The 24,363-nt window shown below is 62.7% G+C and carries 23 protein-coding genes; 7 read left to right on the top strand and 16 right to left on the bottom strand.

The annotated features are described in order from the left end of the window. Positions 1–248 precede the first annotated feature (248 nt). The 4 genes from B0G73_RS30360 to B0G73_RS30345 all read right to left on the bottom strand — a co-directional run bounded on the left by B0G73_RS30360 (position 249) and on the right by B0G73_RS30345 (position 5,161). Positions 249–1,481 (bottom strand): multifunctional CCA addition/repair protein, encoded by a 1,233-nt coding sequence (locus B0G73_RS30360; RefSeq protein WP_106284853.1) that lies wholly within the window; start codon positions 1,479–1,481, stop codon positions 249–251. Then, complete coding sequence (locus B0G73_RS30355; RefSeq protein ID WP_106284852.1) at positions 1,478–2,131, bottom strand: glutathione S-transferase family protein; 654 nt, start codon at positions 2,129–2,131, stop codon at positions 1,478–1,480. Before B0G73_RS30355 ends, B0G73_RS30360 begins: the two co-directional genes overlap by 4 nt. A 26-nt stretch (positions 2,132–2,157) precedes the next feature. After that, positions 2,158–3,111, bottom strand: coding sequence for a complex I NDUFA9 subunit family protein (locus B0G73_RS30350; RefSeq protein ID WP_106284851.1), 954 nt, complete (start codon positions 3,109–3,111; stop codon positions 2,158–2,160). Between the two features lie 82 nt (positions 3,112–3,193). Continuing rightward, on the bottom strand, positions 3,194–5,161 hold the full coding sequence (locus B0G73_RS30345; RefSeq protein ID WP_106284850.1) for a lytic transglycosylase domain-containing protein: 1,968 nt from the start codon (positions 5,159–5,161) through the stop codon (positions 3,194–3,196). 77 nt (positions 5,162–5,238) lie between these two features. Here B0G73_RS30345 and B0G73_RS30340 point away from each other — a divergent pair, with 77 nt between their 5' ends. After that, the gene (locus B0G73_RS30340; protein WP_258193903.1) at positions 5,239–5,781 is read left to right on the top strand and encodes a 5-formyltetrahydrofolate cyclo-ligase; all 543 of its coding nucleotides are present in this window, start codon (positions 5,239–5,241) and stop codon (positions 5,779–5,781) included. A 43-nt stretch (positions 5,782–5,824) separates the two neighbouring features. On the opposite strand, the gene B0G73_RS30335 is transcribed toward B0G73_RS30340, so the two are convergent. Beyond that, a complete protein-coding gene (locus B0G73_RS30335; RefSeq protein ID WP_106284849.1) occupies positions 5,825–6,337 on the bottom strand; it encodes a winged helix DNA-binding protein in 513 nt (170 codons plus the stop codon). Positions 6,338–6,544: 207 nt separating this feature from the next. Here B0G73_RS30335 and pxpB point away from each other — a divergent pair, with 207 nt between their 5' ends. The 6 genes from pxpB to B0G73_RS30305 all read left to right on the top strand — a co-directional run bounded on the left by pxpB (position 6,545) and on the right by B0G73_RS30305 (position 13,110). After that, positions 6,545–7,198 carry a 5-oxoprolinase subunit PxpB gene (pxpB, locus tag B0G73_RS30330; protein WP_106284848.1) on the top strand — a complete coding sequence of 218 codons (654 nt, stop codon included), beginning with the start codon at positions 6,545–6,547 and terminating at the stop codon, positions 7,196–7,198. Continuing rightward, positions 7,195–8,247 carry a biotin-dependent carboxyltransferase family protein gene (locus B0G73_RS30325; RefSeq protein WP_106284847.1) on the top strand — a complete coding sequence of 351 codons (1,053 nt, stop codon included), beginning with the start codon at positions 7,195–7,197 and terminating at the stop codon, positions 8,245–8,247. Before pxpB ends, B0G73_RS30325 begins: the two co-directional genes overlap by 4 nt. Positions 8,248–8,345: 98 nt before the next feature. Beyond that, positions 8,346–9,098: a 5-oxoprolinase subunit PxpA gene (pxpA, locus tag B0G73_RS30320; protein WP_106284846.1), complete on the top strand. Its 753-nt coding sequence runs from the start codon at positions 8,346–8,348 to the stop codon at positions 9,096–9,098. A 288-nt stretch (positions 9,099–9,386) separates the two neighbouring features. Next, complete coding sequence (locus B0G73_RS30315; RefSeq protein WP_106284845.1) at positions 9,387–10,136, top strand: DUF969 domain-containing protein; 750 nt, start codon at positions 9,387–9,389, stop codon at positions 10,134–10,136. After that, positions 10,133–11,089 carry a DUF979 domain-containing protein gene (locus tag B0G73_RS30310; RefSeq protein WP_106284844.1) on the top strand — a complete coding sequence of 319 codons (957 nt, stop codon included), beginning with the start codon at positions 10,133–10,135 and terminating at the stop codon, positions 11,087–11,089. The genes B0G73_RS30315 and B0G73_RS30310 overlap by 4 nt, the downstream gene beginning before the upstream one ends. Before the next feature lie 215 nt (positions 11,090–11,304). Then, complete coding sequence (locus B0G73_RS30305) at positions 11,305–13,110, top strand: tetratricopeptide repeat protein (protein ID WP_106284843.1); 1,806 nt, start codon at positions 11,305–11,307, stop codon at positions 13,108–13,110. Positions 13,111–13,180: 70 nt separating this feature from the next. Here the strand turns inward: B0G73_RS30305 and B0G73_RS30300 are convergent, their stop codons facing one another. The 11 genes from B0G73_RS30300 to B0G73_RS30250 all read right to left on the bottom strand — a co-directional run bounded on the left by B0G73_RS30300 (position 13,181) and on the right by B0G73_RS30250 (position 24,235). Next, on the bottom strand, positions 13,181–13,441 hold the full coding sequence (locus B0G73_RS30300) for a BrnA antitoxin family protein (RefSeq protein WP_374956879.1): 261 nt from the start codon (positions 13,439–13,441) through the stop codon (positions 13,181–13,183). Between the two features lie 35 nt (positions 13,442–13,476). After that, positions 13,477–13,782 carry a BrnT family toxin gene (locus B0G73_RS30295; protein WP_243856579.1) on the bottom strand — a complete coding sequence of 102 codons (306 nt, stop codon included), beginning with the start codon at positions 13,780–13,782 and terminating at the stop codon, positions 13,477–13,479. Between the two features lie 172 nt (positions 13,783–13,954). Beyond that, positions 13,955–15,118 carry a TraB/GumN family protein gene (locus B0G73_RS30290; protein ID WP_106284842.1) on the bottom strand — a complete coding sequence of 388 codons (1,164 nt, stop codon included), beginning with the start codon at positions 15,116–15,118 and terminating at the stop codon, positions 13,955–13,957. Beyond that, on the bottom strand, positions 15,111–16,130 hold the full coding sequence (locus B0G73_RS30285) for a peptide ABC transporter ATP-binding protein (RefSeq protein ID WP_106284841.1): 1,020 nt from the start codon (positions 16,128–16,130) through the stop codon (positions 15,111–15,113). The genes B0G73_RS30290 and B0G73_RS30285 overlap by 8 nt, the downstream gene beginning before the upstream one ends. Then, positions 16,127–17,131, bottom strand: coding sequence for an ABC transporter ATP-binding protein (locus tag B0G73_RS30280; RefSeq protein WP_106284840.1), 1,005 nt, complete (start codon positions 17,129–17,131; stop codon positions 16,127–16,129). Before B0G73_RS30280 ends, B0G73_RS30285 begins: the two co-directional genes overlap by 4 nt. Beyond that, positions 17,132–18,049: an ABC transporter permease subunit gene (locus tag B0G73_RS30275; RefSeq protein ID WP_106284839.1), complete on the bottom strand. Its 918-nt coding sequence runs from the start codon at positions 18,047–18,049 to the stop codon at positions 17,132–17,134. Between the two features lie 6 nt (positions 18,050–18,055). Further along, positions 18,056–19,066: an ABC transporter permease subunit gene (locus tag B0G73_RS30270; protein WP_091798153.1), complete on the bottom strand. Its 1,011-nt coding sequence runs from the start codon at positions 19,064–19,066 to the stop codon at positions 18,056–18,058. 138 nt (positions 19,067–19,204) lie between these two features. After that, on the bottom strand, positions 19,205–20,833 hold the full coding sequence (locus B0G73_RS30265; RefSeq protein ID WP_106284838.1) for an ABC transporter substrate-binding protein: 1,629 nt from the start codon (positions 20,831–20,833) through the stop codon (positions 19,205–19,207). A gap of 240 nt (positions 20,834–21,073) precedes the next feature. Beyond that, positions 21,074–22,717 carry an ABC transporter substrate-binding protein gene (locus B0G73_RS30260; protein ID WP_106284837.1) on the bottom strand — a complete coding sequence of 548 codons (1,644 nt, stop codon included), beginning with the start codon at positions 22,715–22,717 and terminating at the stop codon, positions 21,074–21,076. 322 nt (positions 22,718–23,039) lie between these two features. Beyond that, positions 23,040–23,870: a methylenetetrahydrofolate reductase [NAD(P)H] gene (gene metF / locus B0G73_RS30255; protein WP_106284836.1), complete on the bottom strand. Its 831-nt coding sequence runs from the start codon at positions 23,868–23,870 to the stop codon at positions 23,040–23,042. Positions 23,871–23,881: 11 nt separating this feature from the next. Next, positions 23,882–24,235 carry a phage holin family protein gene (locus B0G73_RS30250; protein ID WP_106284835.1) on the bottom strand — a complete coding sequence of 118 codons (354 nt, stop codon included), beginning with the start codon at positions 24,233–24,235 and terminating at the stop codon, positions 23,882–23,884. Between the last annotated feature and the right edge of the window lie 128 nt (positions 24,236–24,363).

Raw genomic sequence — 24,363 nt, 5'->3', positions numbered from 1 at the left:
ACGAATTCCAGACGCAGATTCATGGTGTCTCTCGGGTTCCAGGGCATAACCGGCTCCAGGCGATTCGCTCGCCCAGAGTGTTACCCATGTCTCCGCACACCTGTTACCCATGTCTCCGGTCCATACACGGCCGGCAAAGAGAAGTAAGTGCCGCCCCGCACAGGGGCAACGCTAATAGACCACTAAAAATTCAAGAAAAGGCCAACACCCCAAGCATAACGAAACCCAACAACCGAGCCGCCCCAACCTCATGCAATAGCCAACTCCACAGCCCGAACCCGCTCCTGATGCACAGCATCCTTAATCCCAGCAGGCGCATCAGCAAGCCGCTTAGCCACAGCACCGGCGTCGACGCCACGCGCAGCGACAAGAGCGACTCTCAACCTCTCAGCCTGCGGATACTCCCGCATCTCAAACCCCAACCGCCCGCGAGCATCCGCCTCACACGCCTGCAAGGCCTCAGCAAACCGCGCAGGTTTCCGAATCGCGTCACTACGCTCGAGCAACCTCACCAGCGCGGCAGCGCCCATCTCCATCACGCGATGAATATTGCCGTGCTCCCGTGCGACCAGCACCGCAAGATCGCGGCAATCGTTCGGCACCCGCAACCGCTCGCATAACGGCTTCAACAGATCTACACTGCGCGCCTCGTGGCCGATATGCCGCGGCAGCACGTCTTCCGGTGTGGTCGCCTTGCCGAGATCATGCGTCAGCGCGGCAAATCGAACCGGCAGCGCGTAGCCCTGCTGCGCGGCATGATCGACCACCATCATCACGTGCACACCCGTATCCACCTCAGGGTGATAATCGGCACGCTGCGGCACGCCAAACAGCGCGTCAATCTCGGGCAGAATCCGCGCCAACGCCCCAGACTCGCGCAGCACCTCGAACATCCGCGACGGTTTCTTCTCCATCAAGCCGCGTGACACTTCCTGCCACACGCGCTCGGCCACCAGCGCATCCACTTCGCCGTCAGCCACCATCTTGCGCATGAGCGTCAACGTCTCCGGCGCGACCGTGAAATCCACAAAACGCGCCGCAAACCGCGCGATCCGCAAAATCCGCACGGGGTCTTCGAGAAACGCGTCGCTGACGTGACGAAACAGGCGCGCCTGCAAGTCGCCCTGGCCGTTGAACGGATCGATCACCGGGCCGGTCAACTCGCCGTCCGGACGCACCTCGCGCGCCATGGCGTTGATGGTCAGGTCGCGGCGCGCCAGGTCTTCCTCGAGCGTCACGTCCGGCGCATAAAAGAACTGAAAGCCGTGATAGCCTGCCGCCGTCTTGCGCTCCGTGCGGGCGAGCGCGTACTCCTCGTGCGTCTGCGGATGCAGGAACACCGGAAAATCCTTGCCCACCGGCCGATAGCCTTGCGCCACCATCTGCTCCGGCGTGGCGCCGACCACCACGTAATCACGGTCCTGCACCGGAACGCCCAGCAACTCGTCGCGAATGGCACCGCCTACAGCGTAGATGTTCATGGGCATACGTCGAGGTAGGCAACCGCGTGCGTTTCGTTCAGCGCGTCGTCGATCCACGCCTTCACCGCCGGCAGTTCGGTCACGCGCCGCATATAAGCTTTGGAGACTTCCGACAACGCGGGTTGCCACGTGTTGAAGCGCATCACGACTGGCGCGTACATTGCGTCGGCAATGCTGAACTCGCCGAATAAAAACGGGCCGCCGTAAGCGTCGAGACAGTCGCGCCAGATCGCCTCGATCCGCGCGATATTTGCCAACGCGCCCGGCGTTGCATTCTTGCCCGGAAACGACGCGCGAATGTTCATCCACATGTCCGAGCGCAATTCCCCGAAGCCCGAATGCATTTCCGCGCTCACGCTACGCGCGCGGCTGCGCGCCGCCGCGTCGCGCGGCCACAACGCATGTTGAGGAAAGCGCTCAGCCAGCGTTTCGGCGATCGCCAGCGAATCCCACGTGGCGGAACCGTCGTCGTTGACCATGCACGGGATCTTGCCTGGACCCGACGGCGCAAGCGCGAGCACCTTCGCGTTGGTGTCCGGCTGATTCAGATGAATCAACACTTCCTCGAACGGAATGCCGAAATGTTTGAATAGCAGCCACGGCCGCATCGACCATGACGAGTAGTTCTTATCACCAATAAGCAGCTTCATGCTTTGTACAAGGAATGAGAGGAAATTTAACGTCCCGCGCTGGCGCGGAATGTGTCGAAACGTGAACGCGTCGACGCGCCGGTCAGATAGATCGGCGCGATCGTTTCGATGCTGGCCGGCTCGATGCCGAGTTCGGGCGCAAGCGGTCCGCTCAACACGTTGTCGACTTTCATCGAATCGAGATTGTCGCGCGAGATCACCGGTTCACCGGGCGCCATTTCGAAGGTCAGCGCCTGCAGCCGCGCGAACGCTTCCGGCAGGCGGATGATGCGTGCATGCTTGCCGATCACATCGCCGCAATATTTGACGAGATCTTCGAGCGAGTAAACGGTCGGGCCGCCCAGTTCATAGGTGCGTCCGCCGGCGGCATCGAGATCGAGCACATTGACGATCGCCTTCGCCACATCGCCGACATAGACTGGCTGAAATTTCGCATCCGGCATGGCAAGCGGAATCACCGGAAACATCCGTTGCAACATGGCGAACTTGTTGAGGAATTGATCTTCCGGGCCGAACACCACGGAGGGCCGGAAAATCGTCCACGCCAGATTCGCGGCGTGCACGGCCTTCTCGCCGTCGCCCTTCGAGCGTGTGTACATGCTCGGCCCGTTCGGGTCGGCGCCAAGCGCACTGATATGAAGCAGCCGGTGCACGCCCTTGCCTTCGCATGCGGCGACGATTTTGGTCGGCAATTCCACATGCATCCGCGCGAATTCCGGACCGTACGGCGTGCCGCGTTTGCCGTGCAGCGTGGCCACCAGATTGATCACGCAATCCGCGCCCTCGACGAAGCGCGCGAGCTGAACCGGATCGAACACGTCCGCTTCGATCACGTCGATGGGCAAGAGGGTGAGATGGCGGGCGTTGTAGCGCCGCCGGGTGGCGATGCGCACGTCTTTGCCCATTTCGACGAGGGCGTTGACGAGATGGCTGCCGATAAAACCGGAGCCTCCAATGATCGCAATGGCTTTATGTCGCATTTTCGACTCCCTGGTGGAAGCCGCGGCAACGGCTGGCGTGGCGCGCCGCCGCCTCTGAATGAAGCGGCGGCGGCACGGCGCTTTACGGCGCGATATAACCCAGACGCGCCTTCAGCGATTGCGGACGGCCTTCGAACAATGCCGCGTAGTAGACCGTGTTGGACAACACATTCTTAACGTAGTCGCGCGTTTCCTGGAACGGAATCGCCTCGGCGAAGATCGCGCCTTCCACCGGATGCTGCAAGGACTGCCGCCAGTTGCGCGGACGGCCGGGGCCAGCGTTATAGCCCGCGGTGGCTAACACGGCCGATCCATCGAATTGATTGTAGATCATCGACAGATAGTTCGTGCCGAGCAGGATGTTGGTGTTGATGTCGTTCATCTGCTCGCGCGAGATCGGACCAAGGCCGATCTTCTTCGCGACCAGCTGCGCGGTACCCGGCATCAACTGCATCAACCCGCTCGCGCCGACTTCCGAGCGCGCGTTCATGATGAAGCGCGACTCCTGGCGAATCAGGCCGTAGGCCCATTCCACATCCAGGCCATTCGACTGCGAATCGCGCTCGACGATATCCTTGAACGGCGACAGATACCGCAGCGAGAAATCATGCTCGCTCTTCGTGCGGTCCGCGGTATTGACGGTGCGGTCATACAGCTCGATACGGCGTGCATATTCGGCGGCCGCGATCAGTTGCCGGTCGCTCATGGTGCGTAGCGGCCAGTTCCATTCGCGATTGCCTTCGAGCCGCAGATTCAGCGCGTAGAAACGCTGCGCCAGATCGAAACCGGGCGTATTGCCGGCCTGCTGCACTTCGGCGTCGCTCACCGTGGTTTTCGGCGGGACCGTGATCTTCTGGCCCAACTCTTCCGCCGCCAGTTGGCCGTAGAAGTTATAGCCCTGCGAGATCGACTCGAATTCCTGGTTGGCCGTGGTCGTGTCGCCGGCCTGCTTGAGCGCGCGGGCATGCCAATACACCCACGACGGCTGATTGCGCAGCGCAGCAGGCATCTGTTCGATCGACCAGCGCACCATCGTCCAGTCGCCCGCGAGCAAGGCGGTGCGGGTGCGCCATTCATACGCGGGGTTCGACAGCGGCGCATTCACCGACAGGCGATACCAGTCCACCGCGCTGGGCATCTGCTTGGCGGCGGCCTGATAGGCAATCGTGCCCCAGCCGATGGCGCGTTCGGGCGAGCTCAGCGACGGCGCCACCGACGCGAACGTGGCGGCGGCCATGGCCGGGTCGTTGCGTGCCATGCGCGTGATGGCCAGCAGCGCCAGTTGATGCGACTGCGTATCCGGACCGACACCACGCGCCAGCAGCAACGGCGGCGTAGTGGTGGCCTGATTGAACAGCACCGGATCGGGCGGCTGGTTGCTGAGCGCGTCGACGAGCTTCGCGCCCGTGTTGGTGTAGTTCTGTTCGTAGGCAAGGCGGATCTGTTGCCACACGTCGGCGGAACTGAACTGCTGGTTGATGGACAGCGAGGTGATCAGATCGACGCAGCCGTCGCCGTACCACTTTGGATCGACCAGTAGCGCGCGTGCCGCGTCGGCCACATTCTCGCCGCGCGAGGCACGCGATTCGAGCGCGTAGCACTTCACCTGCGTGTCGTCGTTCAGCACGAAGCGGGCGTATTGCTGATCGAAGTTGCGCCAGTCGTGCCGCGCGCCGAGCACCGTGAGGTAGTCATTGCGCATGCGGTCGGCGATCGCCTGGCCGTCGTACTTCTGCAGGAACGCCAGCACGGGCGCATCCGGCGCGTCGATGCGCGCGTGGCCGCTCGAATCGAACAACTGCGGCTTGATCTGGAAGTACTCCAGATACGAAGGCGCCGGGTAGCTCGGGATCATGGCAGCCAGTTGCGCGGCGCGCGCTGCGTCATTACTGCGGGCGGCTTCGCGCAGTTGGACGAAGATCTGGTCGTCGTTCGTGAGTTGCGAAAGGGGAAGGGGCTTGACGGCGGAGGCCGTGCTGCACGCGACGAGTGCCGCAGCGGCAAGCGCCAGACCGGCCGCGCGATATACTCGGTAAAGGCGTTTTGACATCGTTGTTTCTGGAGCGCGAATTGAACCCAAGCATAGCATGCAACCCTGCCGCGGAATCGAAAAAGGCGCTGCGGAAAATGCTATTGGAAGCAAGGCTGCAAGCCGCTTCCGAGCCGGCGCACAATACCGCGCTCGCGCGGCACCTGCTCGACGCATTGAAGCAGTACGGCGTGCACAGCGTGGGATTTTACTGGCCGCTCGCCGGCGAGTTCGACGCGCGCCCCGCTATCTCGGTCTGGCTCGCGGCCGGCGCGCAACGCGAGGCGAGTCTGCCGGTGGTCAAGGAACGTGGCGCCCCGCTTGAGTTTCACGCATGGACCCCCACCACGCCGATGAGGATCGGCCACCACAAGATCGGCGAGCCCGCGTCCGGGCGCATTGTGATTCCGCAATTGCTGTTCGTGCCGTGCGTGGGTTTCGATTCGCACGGCTACCGGCTCGGCTACGGCGGCGGTTATTACGATCGCACGCTGGCTGCGTGGCCCGGAGAGACTCGGCCAATCACGGTCGGCATCGCGTATGAAGCATGCCGCACGCAGGCATTTCTACGCGAAGTCCACGACGTTCCGCTCGACCTGATCGTCACCGAGGCTGCACTCTATCCGCGCCCGGTGGACTGAGCATCCGGCAAGCGCCGCGCCGCGGCAAACAGACAGCCCTGCGTTATAAAGACGCCGCCGCCCGCGCCGCCGTGTCGTAAAGACCTGACGCGTTGCGCATCAGTTGCGCCGCTTCGCCGATCTGCTCGTTGGTGAGACCGCTTTCCTTCAGCGTCGAAATCAGACAGCTCTCGCGCACCTCGCGATATTTCAGACAGAGCTCGCGGCCTGCATCGGTCGCCGAGAAAAACACTTCCTTGCCGGTCTTTTCGCTTTTTACATACCCTCTAGCTACGAGCTTCTTCAACGCGTAGGTGGCGACGTGCGTGTCCTCGATATTCAGCACGAAGCAGATATCCGCCAGCTTCTTGCGTCGCTCGCGATGGCTGACGTGGTGCAGCAGCGAGACCTCGATCGCGGTCATGTCCTTTTCGCCCGCCGCCGACATACAGCGCACCATCCATCGGTTGAATGCATTGCCCGCCATGATGAGCGCGTACTCGAGTTCGGACAGTTCCGCGCTGGTCTCGGACACGAGATGTTCCGAGGAGACGATCTTGGTGGGATGGCGCGACATGGTGACGATTCTCGGCAAACAGGTTGGGAAGGTGTCGGGAGTGTACGACGCGCGTTCGCTCCCCGGGAGCCTGGCACAAACGCTTATTGAGAAATTGTTGATATTTTATTGATAATGTACGCTTCAACCGTCGCCTGCCCGATGTCGATAACCGATCAGAGGGCGTGCCGTGCCCGAATCCTCCGACTCGACCTGGGCCCTTGATCCATGAGCCAACCTAGAATTTTTCCGCTCGGCGATGCCGCGCTAGTCTGCGAAGCGCCGCCGCCCGCCACGCTGGAATGCCAGCGGCGCGTGTGGGCGGCCGCCGAGGCCGCGCGCGACTGGCCGCATGTGCTGGAAGTGGTGCCGGGCATGAACAACCTGACGCTCGTCTTCGACCCGCTCGAAGCCGACCGCGACGCGCTGGTGAGTCATCTTCAAGCGGCATGGGATGCGGTGAGCGACGCGCCCGCGCCGGGCCGCGAAGTCGAGATTCCGGTGCAGTACGGCGGCGAGTTCGGCCCCGATCTGCAAACGGTCGCGAATCACACGGGCTTGAGCGTGCGCGAGGTCGTCGAACGTCATTCGCAGGGCGAGTACGTGGTGTTCTTTCTCGGCTTCCAGCCGGGCTTCGCCTATATGGGCGGCCTCGAAGCCGCGCTGCATACGCCGCGTCGCGCGTCGCCGCGGCTCGAAGTGCCGGCCGGCTCGGTCGGCATCGGTGGCGAACAGACCGGGATTTATCCGGCCACTTCGCCCGGCGGCTGGCAGTTGATCGGCCGCACCGAGCTGCCGCTGTTCGACCCGGCGCGCCGGCCGCCCACGCTGTTGCAGCCGGGCGACCGGGTGCGCTTCACGATCGCGGGGATACACGCATGATCGATGTGATTCGCGCGGGTCTGTTGACCACGATTCAGGATCTCGGCCGTCACGGCTACCGGCATCTCGGCGTCGCGATGGGTGGTGCGCTCGATCGTCTGTCGCTCGAAGTCGGCAACCGACTGGTCGGCAACCGGCCCGATGCGGCGGGTCTGGAGATCACCTTCGGCCCGACCGTGCTGCGCTTTCTGCGCGCCACGCGGGTCGCTATCACCGGCACCGAATTCGGCGCAACGCTCGACGGCAAGCCGGTCTACTCATGGTGGAGCCTGCCGGTGCAGGCCGGCCAGGAGCTGGTGCTCCATGCGGCGAAGCGCGGCATGCGCGGCTATGTGTGCGTGGCGGGCGGCGTCGACGTCCTGCCGATGCTCGGCTCGCGCAGCACCGATCTCGCCGGCCATTTCGGCGGACTTGGCGGCCGCGCGCTGCGCGACGGCGACCGCCTGCCGGTCGGCGCGCCGCCGCAGCGCGGCCATCTCGGCTTTACCTCCGAGGCGCCGGAATTCGGCGTGAAGGCGCCCGCCTGGTGCAAATTCGTGCTGGTCCATGAGCCGCTGCGGCGCGGCCGTCATCCGTCGGGCGTGCCGTGGGCGGTGCCGATCCGCGTACTGCGCGGGCCGGAATACGAGAGCTTCACCGATGAGGCCCATGAGTCGTTCTGGTCCGATGAATGGCTCGTCACGCCGAACAGTAACCGTATGGGCTACCGCCTGGCGGGCAGCGAGCTCAAGCGCACCCGCCAAGCCGATCTGCTTTCGCACGCGGTGCTGCCCGGCACGATCCAGGTTCCGCCGAACGGCCAGCCGATCGTGCTGATGAGCGACGCGCAAACCACCGGCGGCTATCCGAAGATCGGCGCGGTGATCCAGGCGGATCTGTGGAAGCTCGCGCAAGTCCGCCTGAACGCCGCGGTCCGCTTCATCCCGACGACGCCCTACGAGGCGCGCCAGGCTTTACTGGACGAACGTACCTATTTGCGGCAGATCGACGCCGCGATCGCAATGCATGAAGAACGCTGCGCACGGCAAGCGGCCGTCGCGGCACTGTAACGATGAGCGTCTCCAAGCCGGCGCTTTGCGCCGGCCGCTGAGGGAGCCCAGGAAAACCCGCGGCACCCCGGCGTTTTGTTGAAAAGGAGAGGAACACCATGGAAATCGATTTGAACGCCGATCTCGGCGAAGGCTGCGGGTCCGACGAGGCACTGCTCGACCTGGTCAGCTCGGCCAACATCGCGTGCGGCTGGCACGCGGGCGGCGCCAACGCGATGCGCGACTGCGTGCGTTGGGCGGTGGAGAAAGGCGTGTCGATCGGCGCGCATCCGAGCTTCAACGATCCGGAAAATTTCGGCCGCAAGGAAATGGATCTGCCGGCCAACGACATCTACGCGGGCGTGCTGTATCAGCTCGGCGCGCTGTCGGCGATTGCCCAGGCCGAGGGCGGCCGCATCGCGCACGTCAAGCCGCACGGCGCGCTGTATAACCAGGCCGCGCGTGACAACAAGATTGCCGACGCCATCGTCTCCGCAGTGCACGATTTCGATCCGTCGGTGGCGGTGTTCGCGCTGGCCAACAGCGGACTCGTGACGGCCGCGCGCAACGCGGGTCTCGTCGCCGTCGAAGAAGTCTTCGCCGATCGCGGCTATCGCGCGGACGGTTCGCTGGTGCCGCGCAAAGAGCCCGGCGCGCTGCTCGACGACGAAGACGAAGTGCTGACGCGCACGCTCGCAATGATTCGCGAGCAACGCGTGCAGGCCGTGGATGGTCAATGGGTGTCGCTGAACGCGCAGACCATCTGCCTGCACGGCGACGGTCCGCATGCGCTGGCGTTCGCGCGGCGCATTCGCGGCGCGTTGCAGGACGCGGGCATCGAGGTCCACGCGGCCGGGGCAGCGCGCGCCTGAAGCGCCGGCCGAAGCGTCGCCCGAAGTGGCGCCAGAAGCGCGAGCCGGACAGCGCGATTCAAACCTCGTGCACCTTGCAACGCCCCGCTTCAAGCGGGGCGTTTGCCAGGTACAGGACACATTGCAGTACCCGCAGTCGATCAGCAGGCGCAGGTGTAGATGCAGGTGTAGTTCGAAGCAAACGCGGCCGTCAAGAGCCGTGGCAACAAGACGGCGTCTGGACGACCAGCCGCCGACCCACGTTAGCCGTCACAAGCGGCGAGGTTGAAACCCTGTTTGGAGATCCAGATGCAGACAACAGTCAGTCTATGGCCGCTCATTGGCGTGGCCGTCATCATCGTCGGCTTTTTATTGCGGTTCAATCCGATGCTGATCGTGGCGGTCGCCGCCGTCATCACGGGCCTGGCCGCGCACTTCCCGCCTGAAAAGATTCTCGCAGAGATCGGCACCGGCTTCATCAAGACCCGCAATATCCCGCTGATCATTCTTCTGCCGCTCGCCGTGATCGGCTTGCTTGAACGGCACGGCCTGCGTGAACGGGCGCAAACATGGATCGGCAGCATCAAGGCCGCGACCGCGGGGCGTCTTCTGATCGTCTATCTGCTGGTGCGCGAACTGACCGCCGCGGTCGGCCTAACCGGGCTCGGCGGCCATCCGCAGATGGTGCGTCCGTTGATCGCGCCGATGGCCGAAGGCGCGACCGAAACCCGCTTCGGCAAGATCAGCGACGCGGTGCGTTTCAAACTGCGCGCGTTCTCCGCCGCGACCGACAACGTAGGCCTCTTCTTCGGCGAGGACATCTTCGTCGCGTTCGGCGCGATTGTGCTGATGACCACCTTCCTCAAGGAAGCGGGAATCATCGTCGAACCGATTCACGTGGCCGTGTGGGGCATTCCGACCGCCATTTGCGCGTTTCTCATTCACGGCTTCCGCCTGTATCTGCTCGACCGCAGGCTCGAACGCGAACTGCGCGGCAATGCCACGGCGAGCAACGCCGCCGGTTCGTCGACGCAATCCGCAGCAGGAGACAAAGCATGACGTTCACGATCACCTATCTTTTCTGGCTGCTGGGCCTCGTGCTGCTGGTGGTCGGCGGCATGATTGTCACGGACAAGGATCATCCGCGCCGTTTCACCGCCGGCGGTTTCTGGATTCTCTACGCGCTGATCTTCCTGATCGGCGATAAGCTGCCGCCCGCCGTGGTCGGCGTGCTCGTAATCGTCATGGCGCTGATTGCCGGCTTCGGCGGCGTGACCGCGGGCAAGCCCAAAGTGCTGTCGCTCGAAGCGCGCAAGGCGAGCGCCGCGCGTCTGCGTAACAAGCTGTTCGTGCCCGCGCTGACCATTCCGGTCGTCACCGTGATCATCACGCTGTCGGCGAGCCATCTGGTGTTCAACGGCATGCCGCTGATCGAGAAGGCGAACGTCACGCTGATCGGCTTCGGCATCGGCTGCGTCATCGCGCTGGCAATTGCCTGCGCGATGACGCGCGACACCGTCGGTCAGTCGATGAAGGAAGCGCGCCGCCTCGTCGACGCGCTGTCGTGGGCCGCCGTGCTGCCGCAGATGCTTGGCATGCTCGGTCTCGTGTTCTCGGATGCGGGCGTCGGCAAGGCCGTCGCGCACGTGACCACGGCGTACATCAGCCTCGACTACCGCTTCATTGCGGTGGCCGTGTACTGCATCGGCATGGCGCTCTTCACCATGGTGATGGGCAACGGCTTCGCCGCGTTCCCCGTGATGACGGGCGGCGTGGGCGTGCCGATTCTGGTGGGCGTGTTTCACGGCAACCCGGCCGTGATGGTCGCGATCGGCATGTTCTCCGGCTACTGCGGCACGCTGATGACGCCGATGGCCGCGAACTTCAACATGGTGCCGGCCGCGCTGCTGGAACTGCCGGACAAGAACGCGGTGATCAAAGTGCAGATTCCCACTGCGCTGACCTTGCTGATCGTGAATATCTTGCTGCTGAATTTCCTGATGTTTCTGTAGGACTCATACCACGGATGTCGAGAAACACCGACGTATCGTCGGACCGCTCTGCGATACGTTAGTGAAATGGACTCACTGGAACGCCTGGATGCGACCGAATTAGGATGCGTCCGATCGTCGGGAAATGGGGGGCGACCATACGATGCTGGACGCTCTCCCATCCACACGCGGCGGTGCGCGCAGCGCGCACCGCCGACGCTCTCCCGCAGGTTTCCATGGAACATCGATCCCAGCCTGATCGCGCGCGTACCGAACCGCCGCACACCGCTTACCTCGCCTCATTGATCGACGCCGCGCTCGAAGCGCATCAAACCGGCCGGCTCGACGCCGCCGAATCCCTCTATCGCGAAGCCCTCACGCTCGATCCCGGCCATACGGGCGCGCTCCACTACTTCGGCGTGCTGCAATTCCAGCGCGGCGATCATGACACGGCCGCCAGCTTGATGAGCCGCGCGCTCAAACTCGACCGTCACGACGCCGCCTGCTGGAGCAACCGGGGACTCGTGGCCGCCGCACTCGGTCATCTCGACGAAGCAATGATCTGCTACGACCAGGCGCTGCAAATCCAGCCGGATTTCGCCGATGCGCGCAACAACCTCGGCGTCGCACTGCAAGCACAAGGTGACTTCAACGAAGCGATCGAACAGTACCGGTTGGCGCTGGCCTCGAACCCCACGCTACTCGACGCGCGTCTGAATCTCGGCACGGCGCTCAGCAAGCTCGCGCGTTTCGACGAAGCCCTGGTGTGCTATCACGAAGTCTTGTCGCTCGAGCCGACGTCGGCGGAAGCGCACTTCAACGTGGGCAATGCGCACAAAGCGCGAGGCGATCACGGCGCGGCAATCGCCAGCTTCGAGCGGGCCCTCTCGCTGCGCGCGAATTACGTGGAGGCGCACATTAATCTGGGCAGCCTGATCGGTAAGCTCGGCGACTACGCGGGTGCTGAAGCGCATTACCGGCGCGCGGTCGCACTCAAACCGATTCCGACTCACCTGGTGTGTTTGGGTGGATCGCTCGGTGCGCAAGGCCGGCTGGACGAAGAGGAAGGCTTCTATCGCCGGGCGCTCGCACTCGACCCGCACTACGCGGACGCGCATCAGAATCTCGCGTGGCTGTTGCTCAAGCGCGGCGACTATCGACAAGGCTGGGCTGAATTCGCACTGCGCTGGCGCAAGAGCGACTACGACGCGATCGCGGTGGCGGGCGTCGCTGAATGGCGTGGCGAGCCGCTCGAGGGGCGTCGTCTGCTGCTGGTCGGCGAGCAGGGTTTCGGCGACCACTTCCAGTTCCTGCGCTTTGCAAGCGTGCTCGCCCAGCGCGGTGCGACGGTCGACCTGTGCGTGCGCGAGCCGCTGCTGCCTTTGGTCGGACGCATCGCGGGCGTGCACCGCGCATTCAGCGGCAAACCCGACGGTGAATACGATTTCTGGGTGCCCATGATGAGCGTGCCGTCGTGTATCGGCATGGATGTCGCCGACATTCCCGCAGAGGTGCCCTACCTGTTCGCCGACAAAGCGAAGATCAAGGCATGGCGCAAACGGCTCGGCGCGACCGACAAGTCGAAGCGCAAAGTGGGACTGGTCTGGGCCGGCAGTCCCACATTCGGCAACGACCGCTACCGGTCGATGCCGCTAGCCGACCTGAGCGCGCTCAGCGAATTGGACAACATTGCCTGGTACGCGCTGCAAAAAGGCCCGGCGCATGCCCAACTGGCCGACGCGCCGCCGGCATTCCGTGCGCACGACTTCACCGCCGACCTGCACAGTTTCGAAGACACGGCCGCCTTGATCATGAACCTCGTTCTGGTGATCGCCGTGGACACTGGCGTCGCGCATCTGGCGGCGGCGTTGGGCAAGCCGGTGTGGTTGATGTTGCCCGCCAATTCTGACTGGCGCTGGCTGGAAGCACGCAACGACTCACCGTGGTATCCGGGGATGAGGTTGTTCCGTCAACCGATGCTGGGGGATTGGGCGCCGCTGGTCGAAGACGTGACCGGCGCACTGCGCGACGGCGGTTTCTAACGGCCACACCGCGCTGAGGCCCGGGGCCTGCGCGCGGCATCTCTGACACCGGGCATCAACGAAGTGCGGCCTACGGACGCCGCCGCTGCTGCGCCAGCATATAGGCGCGCAACAATTTGTTGATGCGCGTCTGATAACCTTGGCCCTGCTCCTTGAACCAGTTCAGCACGTCCGCATCCAGACGCATTGTCACGGCCTGTTTCGGCGGAACGTGCAACTCGGCGCGTTGAAAAAAATCGTCGCCGAGTTCGGGCACGTCGCTCGTATCGATTTGCGCGTCGCCTGTTTTGGCGAGTCGCTTCCAGTCTGTTCCCGATGCTTTAACCATCATTTCACCTCTGCTCATGCTTGACTGCCAAGTGCCCGTCAATGCCAGACACGCTGCTTGTAGTGCTTGACCTCATGCCGCGAGGCCTTGCGTGCCGAAATGATCCGGATCACGTCCTCAACCCGTTCGACATACACCACGACGCCCACAATGTTTGCGATCCAGCCCATCGCGAACCAACGGTCTTCGCCGTAGTCTTCCCGCTGGTCCAATGCCGTGAGTAACGGGTGATTGAACACGTCGATAGCATCCTGAAAATCAATGCCGTGTTTGCGAATGTTGATCTGATTTTTGATTTCGTCCCATTCAAACAGCACGCGCCACCTGTATTGACGTTTGTACATACATCATAGCATGCAAAGGGCCGCTATGGCTGCGTGTGCCGCGAGCATTTTGCGGCATACGTGTACGTCGGACTGGGTGCTTCGAAGACCGGTTCCTATGATGGCCGAACGGCCGATCCGGTTTAGGACGGTTGAGTCGTTACGTACGTTTCGTGCTCGGCTCCGATGAACCTCACCCCGCCTCGACCACGAACCCGTGCTGCCGCAAAAGCTGCAGGACGCCCTTGCGGCCACCAAGATGCAATGCACCGATCGCCACGAATACCGGCTTGTTCGGGGCGGCGATCAACAGCATCTTCGAGACAAAGCGGCGGTTGCGGTCATAGACGATCTTGTTGTCGATCGAATCGGAGATGCGTTTGTCGCGGGCCAGCTTTTCGGATTTCGCGGCCTGCCAGGCGGCGATCGCATCCGCATCGCCGACACGCCAGAGACGATGCAAGGTCCGCACGTCCGCGACATTTTCCGCCGGCGTTTGCACCAGATCCTGCGCCAGCATCTCGCGCTGCTGCGCGAGCGTCAGCCCCGTGAAGGCGCGCATCTGCTGCGACAAAGTCTCGAGACCAACAATCTTGCCGCGCGTGCGCAGATACACGTTCTGCAGTTGCGCTTCCGACCCGTACTCGGTCTGCAGGCCGGCACTCAACGAATCATAAGTTTCGACCAGTAACGAAGCGAGCCACGGCCGCATCTTCTTGATGGCGTCGAGTGCCGCCGGGTTGCCATGCAGCCGGACGGCGAGCTTGTGCCACAAAGGATCAGGCAGCAGTCCCGGCAGACAGTCGCGTTTGCATACGCCGTACTTCGAGACGTCGTCTTGCGAAACCAGCAGTTCGTCGGGTGAGAGTTCGAGCGCCAGCGTCGGCGAGGCGGCGAGCGCGCCGAGGATCGGGGCACGGAAAGGCTGATCGGCAGGGTAGTCGGCGGGATCGCCGACATGCAGCGTGCCCAGCACGTAAATGGTGGTCGTGCCGCGTGTCGCGACATAGAACGGCATGCGCGCCGGTTGCGCCCGCACCGGGCCGCTCGCCGTGGTGCCCGGCAAGGCAGGCGGCGAAGCGGGCGACGGATTGGAGCCCGGCACGCGGGCGCGTGGCGGAGCCGGCATGTTAGGCACCGGCAGCGCCGGGCGCCCGGCCTGCGCGGGCGCATTGGCAGCCGCGCCGGCGGCATGCGCGACGCCGAACGAGTCCATGCCCAGATGAAATACAGAACAAACGACAAAGAGCGCGGCACCCGCCAGTGCACGCGCCCTCCAGCGCCGCGTTGAAGCGGCGTTCAAGCCGCCGTCACGCAAGCGGCGCGCAAGACGACGCGCCGCCAACCCATCAGGCATCCACGTCCCCCACCTCCTCGGCGCGGTGACACGACACCTGGCGGCCATCCACTTCACGCAGCTTCGGTTCTTCGCTGCGGCAGCGGTCGATCACGTACGGGCAGCGCTGATGAAACGTGCAACCCGACGGCGGATTCAGCGGCGACGGCATTTCGCCTTGCAGCTTGATCTTGATCGTGCGATCCGCCTCGAAGATCGAAGGCGTGGCTGACATCAACGCGCGCGTGTACGGATGACGCGGGTTCGAGAAGATACGCTTCTTGTCGCCGAGTTCCGCCACGCCGCCGAAGTACATCACCATCACATCGTCGGCGATATGCTCCACCACCGAGAGATTGTGCGAGATGAACACGTAGCTGGTCTTGAACTGTTCCTGCAAATCCATGAACAGATTCAGAATCTGCGCCTGGATCGACACGTCGAGCGCCGAGACCGGTTCGTCGGCGACCACGATCTGCGGGTCGAGAATCATCGCGCGCGCAATCGCCACGCGCTGCCGCTGACCACCGGAGAACATGTGCGGATAACGCTTCGCATGTTCCGGACGCAGGCCGACGGTGCGCATCATCTGCGCGATCCGTTCGGCGCGCTCGGTCGCGCTCAGCTGCGAGTTGATCGCGAGCGGCTCGCCCAACGTTTGCTCGACGGTCTTGCGCGGATTCAGCGAGGCGAACGGATTCTGGAACACCATTTGCACGCGCCGCCGCAGCGCCGCGATCTTCGCGTGATCGGCACCAGCCACGTCTTCACCGTCGATCAGCAGACGGCCGGCGCTGGGCGCTTCGATCATGGTCAGTTGCCGAGCGAGCGTCGATTTGCCACAGCCGGATTCGCCGACCACCGCCAAAGTCTTGCCGCGTTCGAGCGCGAACGAGACGCCGTTGAGCGCCTTCACCGTGCCCGACGCGAACATGCCGCGCTTGACCGTGTAATAACGCGCCAGCTGCTCCGCGACCAGCACGTGGTCGCCCGCATGGTCGGACTGGCGCCGCGTTTCGAGTACTGCGTTCATCGTGCGCCTCCATGGGTGTGAACTTTGGCGTCGCCGCTCAGGTTCAAAGGTTTGATGCAGCGCACGCGCGCCACTTCAGCGTGACCTTGCATCGGCGCAAGCGCGGGCCGCGCTTTCAGGCAGTCGTCGACCACATACTTGCAGCGCGGCGCGAACAGACAGCCTTTGGGACGGTCGTCGCGGCCCGGCACCATGCCCGGCAACGCGGCGAGCCGCACGGCGCCGACATTGTGCTCGGGGATCGCCGCCAGCAACGCTTCCGTGTACGGATGATGCGGCGCGGCGAAGATGTCCGGCACTTTGTTCGTCTCGATCACTTCGCCAGCGTACATGACCGCGACGCGTTGCGCGACTTCGGACACCACGGCCAGATCGTGCGAGATCAGCACGAGCGCCATGCCGCGCTCCTTCTGCAGCTTGATCAGCAACTCCATGATCTGCGCCTGGATCGTCACGTCGAGCGCGGTGGTCGGTTCGTCGGCGATCAGCAGTTTCGGGTTGCAGGCAATCGCCATGGCGATCATCACGCGCTGGTTCATGCCGCCCGACATCTGATGCGGAAACGAGCCGATACGCCCTTTCGGGTCGGGAATGCCGACCTGATCCAGCAGTTCCAGCGCGCGTTTGTCCAAGGCGCTGCCGCGCAAGCCTTCGTGCAGCTTCAGCACTTCCTTGATCTGATAGCCGACGGTATAGCTCGGATTCAGACTGGTGAGCGCGTCCTGGAACACCATCGCGATGTCTTTGCCAATGATCTTGCGGCGTTCCTTCGCCGATGCCTTCAGCAGGTTTTTGCCGTTGAAGGTGATTTCGTCGGCGGTGACTTTGCCCGGCGCGTCGATCAGGCCCATCAGTGCCATCATCGTCACGCTCTTGCCCGAACCCGATTCGCCGACCACGCCGACCACTTCGCCCGGCGCGACATCGAGGTTGATCCGGTCGACAGCGGGCAGGCCGTTGAAATTCACCGCCAGATTGCGGATGGTCAATAAACTAGACATTTAGGCCATCCTTTTCAGTTTGGGATCGAGTGCGTCGCGCAGCCCGTCGCCGAGCAGATTGATCGCGAGCACCGAGATCAGGATGGACAGACCCGGCATGGTGACGATCCACCAGGCGCTGTCGATGTAATCGCGCGCCGAGGCCAGCATCGCGCCCCACTCCGCCGACGGCGGTTGCACACCGAGGCCGAGAAAACCGAGCGCCGCGGCATCGAGAATCGCCGACGAAAAGCCTAACGTAGCCTGCACGATCAGCGGCGCGGTGCAGTTCGGCAGCACTTGCGAGAACATCAAACGCAAGGTGCCGGCACCCGCCACGCGCGAAGCCGTCACGTACTCTTTCTGCAACTCGCCTTGCGCCGACGCGCGCGTCAAACGCACATAACCCGGCAAGGCGACGATCGCGATCGCGAGCATCGTGTTGACGAGACCCGGACCGATGATCGCCACTACCGCTACCGCGAGCAGCAGCGACGGCAGCGCGAGCAGCACGTCCATGATGCGCATGATCGGCGTGTCGGCCCACTTCTCGAAGAACGCCGCGATGAGACCGAGCACGACGCCCGGAATCAGCGCGAGCACCACTGAGACGAAGCCGATCCAGAACGACAGCCGCGCGCCATACATCAGACGCGAGAGGATGTCGCGGCCCGCTTCGTCGGTGCCGAGAATAAACTTCCAGTTGCCGCCTTCGAGCCATGCGGGCGGAATCTTCACGAAGTCGCGGTATTGCTCGATCGGACTGTGCGGTGCGATCAACGGCGCGAAGATCGCGATGAAGATCAGCACGAGCACGATGACGCCGGCGCTGACAGCGCCGCGGTTACGCGAGAAATTCGCCCAGAATTCACGGGCGGCGATAGCGCGGCCACTGGGCGGCGTGACCGACTGGGGGACTGTATTTTGAATGTCTGCCATTTCGGTTTACCTCGTATGGCGGATGCGCGGATTCAGCACGCCGTACAACAAATCGACGACGAGGTTCACGACGATCACCAGCGTGGCGATCATCAGGATACCGCCCTGCACCACCGGATAGTCGCGCCGGCCGATCGCGTCGATCAGCCACTTGCCGATACCCGGCCATGAAAACAGCGTCTCGGTCAGCACCGCGCCCGCGAGCAGCGTGCCGACCTGCAGGCCGATCACCGTCACCACCGGAATCAGCGCATTGCGCAACGCATGCACGACGATCACGCGTCCCGGCGACAAGCCCTTCGCGCGCGCCGTGCGGATGTAGTCCTCGCGCAGCACTTCGAGCATCGACGAACGCGTCATGCGCGCGACGACCGCCAGCGGAATCGTGCCGAGCACGATAGCCGGCAGGATCAGATGGCTGAGCGCGGATTTGAACGCGCCTTCGTCGGTGGACATCATCGCGTCGATCAGCATGAAGCCGGTCACGTGCGGAATGTCGTATTCGACCGCGATGCGGCCGGACACCGGCGTCCAGCCGAGCTTCACGGAGAACACCATGATGAGGATCAAGCCCCACCAGAAGATCGGCATCGAGTAGCCGGTCAGCGCCGTGCCCATCACGCCGTGATCGACCACCGTGCCGCGCCGCAAGGCCGCGAACACGCCCGCCGGCAAGCCGACGATCAGTGCGAACAGCATCGCGCAGATCGACAGTTCGACGGTGGCGGGAAAGCGTGCGAGGAATTCGCCCATCACGCTGGTGTTGGTGATGATCGAGGTGCCGAGGTCGCCGTGCAGCGCGCGCCCGATGTAGTGGACGTACTGCATCGGCAGGGATTCGTCGAGCCCGAGGCGGTGCATCGCCGCGGCGTGCATGGCGGGATCGACGCCGCGCTCGCCCATCATCACTTCGATGGGGTCGCCCGGTATCAGGTGAATCAGCGCGAACGCGAGGATCGTGATGCCGATGAAAGTCGGAATCACCATGCCGATGCGGCGCAAAACAAAGCGGAACATGGTTCGTCCCTATGGTCTTGGTGAAGAAAAAACGCAACCGGCGACGAGGGCTCGTGACCCCGGTCGCCGGACCATTTCGACCAGTTTTCTAACCGTGCGAAAAGCGTACTGCGCAAATTTTACGACTAGCTCGACGAATTACTTGATGCTGACGCCGTCGAAACGCGCATAGCCGAGCGGTTCGATACGCATATCCACGACCTTCTTGCTGACAGGCTGGTACACCGTGGAGTGAGCGATCGGCGAGAACGGCAGTTGCTGCGCGAAGATCTGCTGAGCCTGCATGTAAGCCGTCGTGCGCGCGCCCTGATCGGACGTGACGCGACCCTTCTGGATCAGGTCGTCGAACGGCTTGTAGCACCACTTCGAGAAGTTGTTGCCGTTCACCGCTTCGCAGCCGAGCAGCGTGCCGAGCCAGTTGTCCGGATCGCCGTTGTCGCCGGTCCAGCCGATCAGCATCGTGTCGTCCTCACCTGCGTGAGCGCGCTTGATGTACTCGCCCCACTCATAGGTGACGATCTTCGCCTTCACGCCGATCTTGGCCCAGTCGGCCTGGATCATTTCCGCCATCAGGCGGGCGTTCGGGTTGTACGCGCGCTGCACCGGCATCGCCCACAGCGTGATGTCGAAGCCGTTCGGATAGCCGGCCTTGGCCAACAGGGCCTTAGCTTTGTCCGTGTCGTAGGACGCGCTCTTCAGGTTCTTGTCGTACGACCATTGGGTCGGCGGCATCGGATTCGTGGCGGCTTGGCCTGCGCCTTGGTACACCGAGTCGATGATCGCCTTCTTGTTGATCGCCATGTCGAGCGCCTGACGCACTTCGACCTTGTCGACCGGCTTGTGCGTGACGTTGTACGCGAGGTAGCCGAGGTTGAAGCCCGGTTGCGACGGCATTGCGATGTTCGCTTCAGCCTTCAGCGGCGCGATGTCGGCCGGACGCGGATAGCTCATCACCTGGCATTCGTCGCGCTTGATCTTCTGCACGCGCACGCCGGCGTCCGGCGTGATCGAGAAAATCAGCTTCGAGATCTTCACCGTGTTCGGCTTCCAGTAATCCGGATTGCCGTCGAAGCGGATCGTCGCGTCTTTCGTGTAGCTGCGGAAGATGAACGGGCCCGTGCCGACCGGGGACTGGTTGATGTCGGCGGCCTTGCCGGCTTTCATCAACTGGTCGCCGTATTCACCCGAGAGAATCGACGCGTATTCCATTGCCAGATTCTGGATGAACGGCGCGTTGACTTCCTTCAGCGTGAACTTGACCGTGTACGGATCGACCTTTTCGACGCTGGTGATCAGCTTGTCGAGGCCCATGTCCGTGAAGTACGGGAATTGGACCGGGTAAGCCTTATGAAAGGCCGAGTTCGGGTCCAGCATGCGCTGGAACGTGAACACGACGTCGTCCGCATTGAATTCGCGCGTCGGCTTGAAGAACGACGTGGTCTGGAACTTCACGCCATGACGCAGATGGAACGTATACGTCTTGCCGTCCGCGGAGACATCCCACTTTTCGGCGAGGCCCGGTTCGACCTTGGTGCCGCCGCGTTCGAATTCGACGAGACGGTTGTAGACGGTGAACGTGTTTGCCGTGAAATCGGTGCCCGTGGTGTATTGGGCAGGATCGAAACCCGCGGGGCTGCCTTCTGAGCAGTAGACCAGGGTTTTATTCGGGATCTCGGCGCGCGCGACACTTGCGCCCACCAACGATGCCGCTGCAGCTGCGACGAGCGTCGTAACACGCGCGGCGCGCAACAGATTGTTTTGCTTCATGTTTCCTCCAGGTTCGTGGCCGGCTCCCGCCGGCGTAGCGCGATATTACTTGAGCTTGGCTCACAGCACCAAGCGGAGGAAATTCCCTCCGTTGATCGGAGTTACCGCTTTAGCGGTTACCCCGATCCCACGCAGCACGGACAATCGGAAACCATTCGGGCATAAGACCAGCCGCACGCCGGCGCTGGCCGGAACGTGCGGCTTTAGAAGGTCGCTTCAGCAAAATACGACCCGCCGGCGTTATTTCAGACCTACGTTCATGAATTGCGTCGGGCCGAACGGGTCGATCTTGAAGCCGGTGACGTTCTTGCTGATCGGCTGATAGACCGTGGAGTGGGCGATGGGCGTGAACGGAACCTGATCCTTGAAAATCTCCTGGGCTTGAGTATAGGCACTGGTGCGCTGTGCCAGATCGGTCGTACTGCGGCCCTTTTTGATCAGATCGTCATAAGGTTTGTAGCACCATTTGGAAAAATTACTGCCGTTGACTGCGTCGCAACCCAGTAATACCCCAAGCCAGTTATCCGGATCGCCATAATCGCCCGTCCAGCCAATCAACATCGCTTCATGCTCGCCGGCATGGGCGCGGCGAATATATTCACCCCATTCGTATGTTGCGATCTTCACCTTGACGCCGATCTTCGCCCAATCGGATTGCAGCATTTCCGCCATCAGGCGCGCGTTCGGGTTATAAGGCCGTTGAACCGGCATGGCCCAAAGCGTCAAATCGAAGCCGTCCGGATAGCCTGCCTGCTTCAGTAGCGCTTTGGCTTTTTCCGTATCGTACGGGGCGTCCTTCAGATTCTTGTCGTAGCCCCACTGGGTCGGCGGCATGGGGTTGGTCGCCGTCTGGCCCGCGCCCTGATACACCGACTCGATAATCGCTTTCTTATTGATCGACATATCGAGCGCGCGGCGCACCAGCACGTTATCGAGCGGTTTCTTGGTGGTGTTGTAGGCGATATAGCCGAGGTTGAAACCCACCTCATTGGGCATAACGAGAGACGCATCGGTTTTCACCGTCGGAATATCGGCGGGACGAGGATACGCCATCACCTGGCATTCGCCGCGTTTCAGTTTCTGCAGACGCACGGCCGGATCGACGGTAATCGCGAATATCAGCTTGCCGACTTTGACAACGCCCGGTTTCCAGTAATCGGGATTGCCGTCGAAGCGAATCGTGTCGTCTTTCGTATAGCTGCGGAAAATGAATGGGCCGGTGCCGACCGGATATTGATTGATATCCGACGCTTTACCCGCTTTCAATAACTGATCGCCATATTCCGCGGAAAGAATCGACGCGAACGGCATTGCAATTTGTTGTAAAAACGGCGCGTCGACTTCTTTCAGGGTAAATTTGACCGTGTACGGGTCGACCGCTTCGACCTTCGCGATGTTCTTGGCGAGGCCCAGATCGGTGAAATACGGGAACGGCACCGAGTACGCCTTGCGGAACGGCTGCTCAGGGTCGAGCATGCGTTGGTACGTGAAGACGACATCGTCCGCATTGAATTCGCGCGTCGGCTTGAAGAACGCCGTGGTCTGGAACTTCACGCCGTGGCGTAAATGAAACGTATAGGTCAGCCCGTCCGGCGAGACGTCCCATTTTTCGGCGAGCCCCGGTTCGATGTCCGTGCTGCCGTGCGCGAACTCGATCAGCCGGTTGTAGACCGTGTACGACCCCGCGCTAAACTCGACGCTGGTGGTGTACTGGGCACTGTCGAAGCCCGCTGGACTGCCTTCGGAGCAGAACACGAGCGTCTTGTCGGGCAGCTTGGCCGCCTCAGCGGCCGCGGGCGTCAGGCCGGCACTCAGGACCGCACAGGCGGCGAGCGCCGGAAGGCAGGTTTGGCGAACTGCAAACAGCAACTTGGGTACCGTCATCACGTTCTCCGCACAGCAGCCACGTTAGCTGCGCTTTGATCATAGACAGCACAAAAATCGGGTTCAATGCGGGCTTACGCGCCGCAAGGTTGACTCGGGCTGGCTCGCTTGTTGCGACGCAGCAGTCGTCGCGGCCGAACTTGCGCGTCGGAATTGTCATTCCTGCTTCATTCACCAGCGGCCGGCGGCAGCAACGCTGCATAGTATTCGCGCGCAAGCCCCAGCGCCCCTTCCGCGCCGTTCGTGGCGCCTATTCGCCGCGCGAAAAAAAACCGCGCGACTCAATGAGCCGCGCGGTTTCGTTTCAAAACGCGGTGGGTGCTTAAGCGCCCAGGCGTTCGCAGATCGCCTTGGTCGCAGCGGCGCCGTTCAGCGTGTAGAAGTGCAGGCCCGGCACTTTCGCGTCGATGAGACGCCCGCACAGGTCCGTCACCACATCCAGCCCGAATGCGCGAATCGACTCGCGGTCGTCGCCGAAACTTTCCAGCCGTCGCGCGATCCAGCGCGGCACTTCAGCGCCGCACATCTCCGAGAAACGCATTAGTTGCGAGAAGTTCGTGATCGGCATGATGCCCGGCACGATCGGCACATCCACGCCGAGCTTCCTTGCGTCGTCGACGAAACGGAAGTACGCGTCCGCGTTGAAGAAGTACTGCGTGATCGCCGAATTGGCGCCAGCCTTCACCTTGCGGGCGAAGTTGTCCAGATCGTGACGCGGCGAGCGCGACTGCGGATGGTATTCCGGATAGCCGGCCACCTCGATCCAGAACCAGTCGCCAAACTCGGCGCGGATAAAGCTCACCAGTTCCGACGCGTAACGCAACTCGCCGACTTCGCCCATGCCGGACGGCAGATCGCCGCGCAGCGCGACGATATGGCGGATGCCATGCGCGCGGTATTCGTTGAGAATGGCACGCAGGCTCTCTTTCGACGAGCCGATGCACGACACGTGCGGCGCCGCTTCGAGCCCTTCCTTCGCCATTTCGACGACGGTATCGAGCGTGCCCTGTTGCGTCGAGCCGCCGGCGCCGAACGTGACGGACACGAACTTGGGCTTGAGCGTGACGAGCTGGGCGCGCGTGGCGCGCAGCTTGTCGACGCCTTCCTGCGTTTTCGGCGGGAAGAATTCGAATGATAGTTCGATCGGGTTCATGATTCAGTGGGTCAACCGAGACTGCGGTTGCCGAAAATAAGCGCGGACAGCAGCCAGGAAACGATGCTGTACAGAATCGAGCCGATGAACGCCGACCAGAAACCCGACACTTCGAAGCCCTTCAGGAGTGACGCGCACAGCCAGAAGCACAGCGCATTGACCACCAGAATGAAGAGTCCGAGCGTGAGAATCGTGACGGGCAGCGTCAGCAGGATCAGAACCGGCCGCAGGATCGTGTTGATCAACCCGAGCACCACCGCGACGATCAATGCGGTGCCGAAACTGCGGATATGAATCGACGGAACGAGGTAGGTGATGATCAGGAGCGCAAGCGCGTTGATCAGCCAGGTCAGCAGCAAGGTCATGTAGAGCTCCTTTGGCAGGATGTCCGATAACGAAAAAAGCGCGCAAAGCGGCGGGCATGGCGGACAAAGCGGCGCATCGTGCGCCGCCCTGTCGTCAAGCTGTCATGCGGTCAAACCGCCGCGACGCG

The organism is Paraburkholderia sp. BL25I1N1 (assembly GCF_003002025.1).
GTDB lineage: Bacteria > Pseudomonadota > Gammaproteobacteria > Burkholderiales > Burkholderiaceae > Paraburkholderia.
This window is presented reverse-complemented; position numbering and strand designations above follow the sequence as displayed.

Excerpts from the sequence above, each read along its gene's own strand:
- B0G73_RS30290 (WP_106284842.1), bottom strand. The coding sequence starts at position 15,118 with ATGCCTGATGGGTTGGCGGCGCGTCGTCTTGCGCGCCGCTTGCGTGAC.
- B0G73_RS30355 (WP_106284852.1), bottom strand. The coding sequence starts at position 2,131 with ATGAAGCTGCTTATTGGTGATAAGAACTACTCGTCATGGTCGATGCGG.
- B0G73_RS30280 (WP_106284840.1), bottom strand. The coding sequence starts at position 17,131 with ATGTCTAGTTTATTGACCATCCGCAATCTGGCGGTGAATTTCAACGGC.
- metF (WP_106284836.1), bottom strand. The coding sequence starts at position 23,870 with ATGAACCCGATCGAACTATCATTCGAATTCTTCCCGCCGAAAACGCAG.
- B0G73_RS30325 (WP_106284847.1), top strand. The coding sequence starts at position 7,195 with ATGATCGATGTGATTCGCGCGGGTCTGTTGACCACGATTCAGGATCTC.
- B0G73_RS30305 (WP_106284843.1), top strand. The coding sequence starts at position 11,305 with ATGGAACATCGATCCCAGCCTGATCGCGCGCGTACCGAACCGCCGCAC.
- B0G73_RS30270 (WP_091798153.1), bottom strand. The coding sequence starts at position 19,066 with ATGTTCCGCTTTGTTTTGCGCCGCATCGGCATGGTGATTCCGACTTTC.
- pxpB (WP_106284848.1), top strand. The coding sequence starts at position 6,545 with ATGAGCCAACCTAGAATTTTTCCGCTCGGCGATGCCGCGCTAGTCTGC.
- B0G73_RS30250 (WP_106284835.1), bottom strand. The coding sequence starts at position 24,235 with ATGACCTTGCTGCTGACCTGGCTGATCAACGCGCTTGCGCTCCTGATC.
- B0G73_RS30335 (WP_106284849.1), bottom strand. The coding sequence starts at position 6,337 with ATGTCGCGCCATCCCACCAAGATCGTCTCCTCGGAACATCTCGTGTCC.
- B0G73_RS30340 (WP_258193903.1), top strand. The coding sequence starts at position 5,239 with ATGCTATTGGAAGCAAGGCTGCAAGCCGCTTCCGAGCCGGCGCACAAT.
- pxpA (WP_106284846.1), top strand. The coding sequence starts at position 8,346 with ATGGAAATCGATTTGAACGCCGATCTCGGCGAAGGCTGCGGGTCCGAC.
- B0G73_RS30315 (WP_106284845.1), top strand. The coding sequence starts at position 9,387 with ATGCAGACAACAGTCAGTCTATGGCCGCTCATTGGCGTGGCCGTCATC.
- B0G73_RS30345 (WP_106284850.1), bottom strand. The coding sequence starts at position 5,161 with ATGTCAAAACGCCTTTACCGAGTATATCGCGCGGCCGGTCTGGCGCTT.
- B0G73_RS30285 (WP_106284841.1), bottom strand. The coding sequence starts at position 16,130 with ATGAACGCAGTACTCGAAACGCGGCGCCAGTCCGACCATGCGGGCGAC.
- B0G73_RS30310 (WP_106284844.1), top strand. The coding sequence starts at position 10,133 with ATGACGTTCACGATCACCTATCTTTTCTGGCTGCTGGGCCTCGTGCTG.
- B0G73_RS30260 (WP_106284837.1), bottom strand. The coding sequence starts at position 22,717 with ATGACGGTACCCAAGTTGCTGTTTGCAGTTCGCCAAACCTGCCTTCCG.
- B0G73_RS30300 (WP_374956879.1), bottom strand. The coding sequence starts at position 13,441 with ATGATGGTTAAAGCATCGGGAACAGACTGGAAGCGACTCGCCAAAACA.
- B0G73_RS30295 (WP_243856579.1), bottom strand. The coding sequence starts at position 13,782 with ATGTACAAACGTCAATACAGGTGGCGCGTGCTGTTTGAATGGGACGAA.
- B0G73_RS30275 (WP_106284839.1), bottom strand. The coding sequence starts at position 18,049 with ATGGCAGACATTCAAAATACAGTCCCCCAGTCGGTCACGCCGCCCAGT.
- B0G73_RS30350 (WP_106284851.1), bottom strand. The coding sequence starts at position 3,111 with ATGCGACATAAAGCCATTGCGATCATTGGAGGCTCCGGTTTTATCGGC.
- B0G73_RS30360 (WP_106284853.1), bottom strand. The coding sequence starts at position 1,481 with ATGAACATCTACGCTGTAGGCGGTGCCATTCGCGACGAGTTGCTGGGC.
- B0G73_RS30265 (WP_106284838.1), bottom strand. The coding sequence starts at position 20,833 with ATGAAGCAAAACAATCTGTTGCGCGCCGCGCGTGTTACGACGCTCGTC.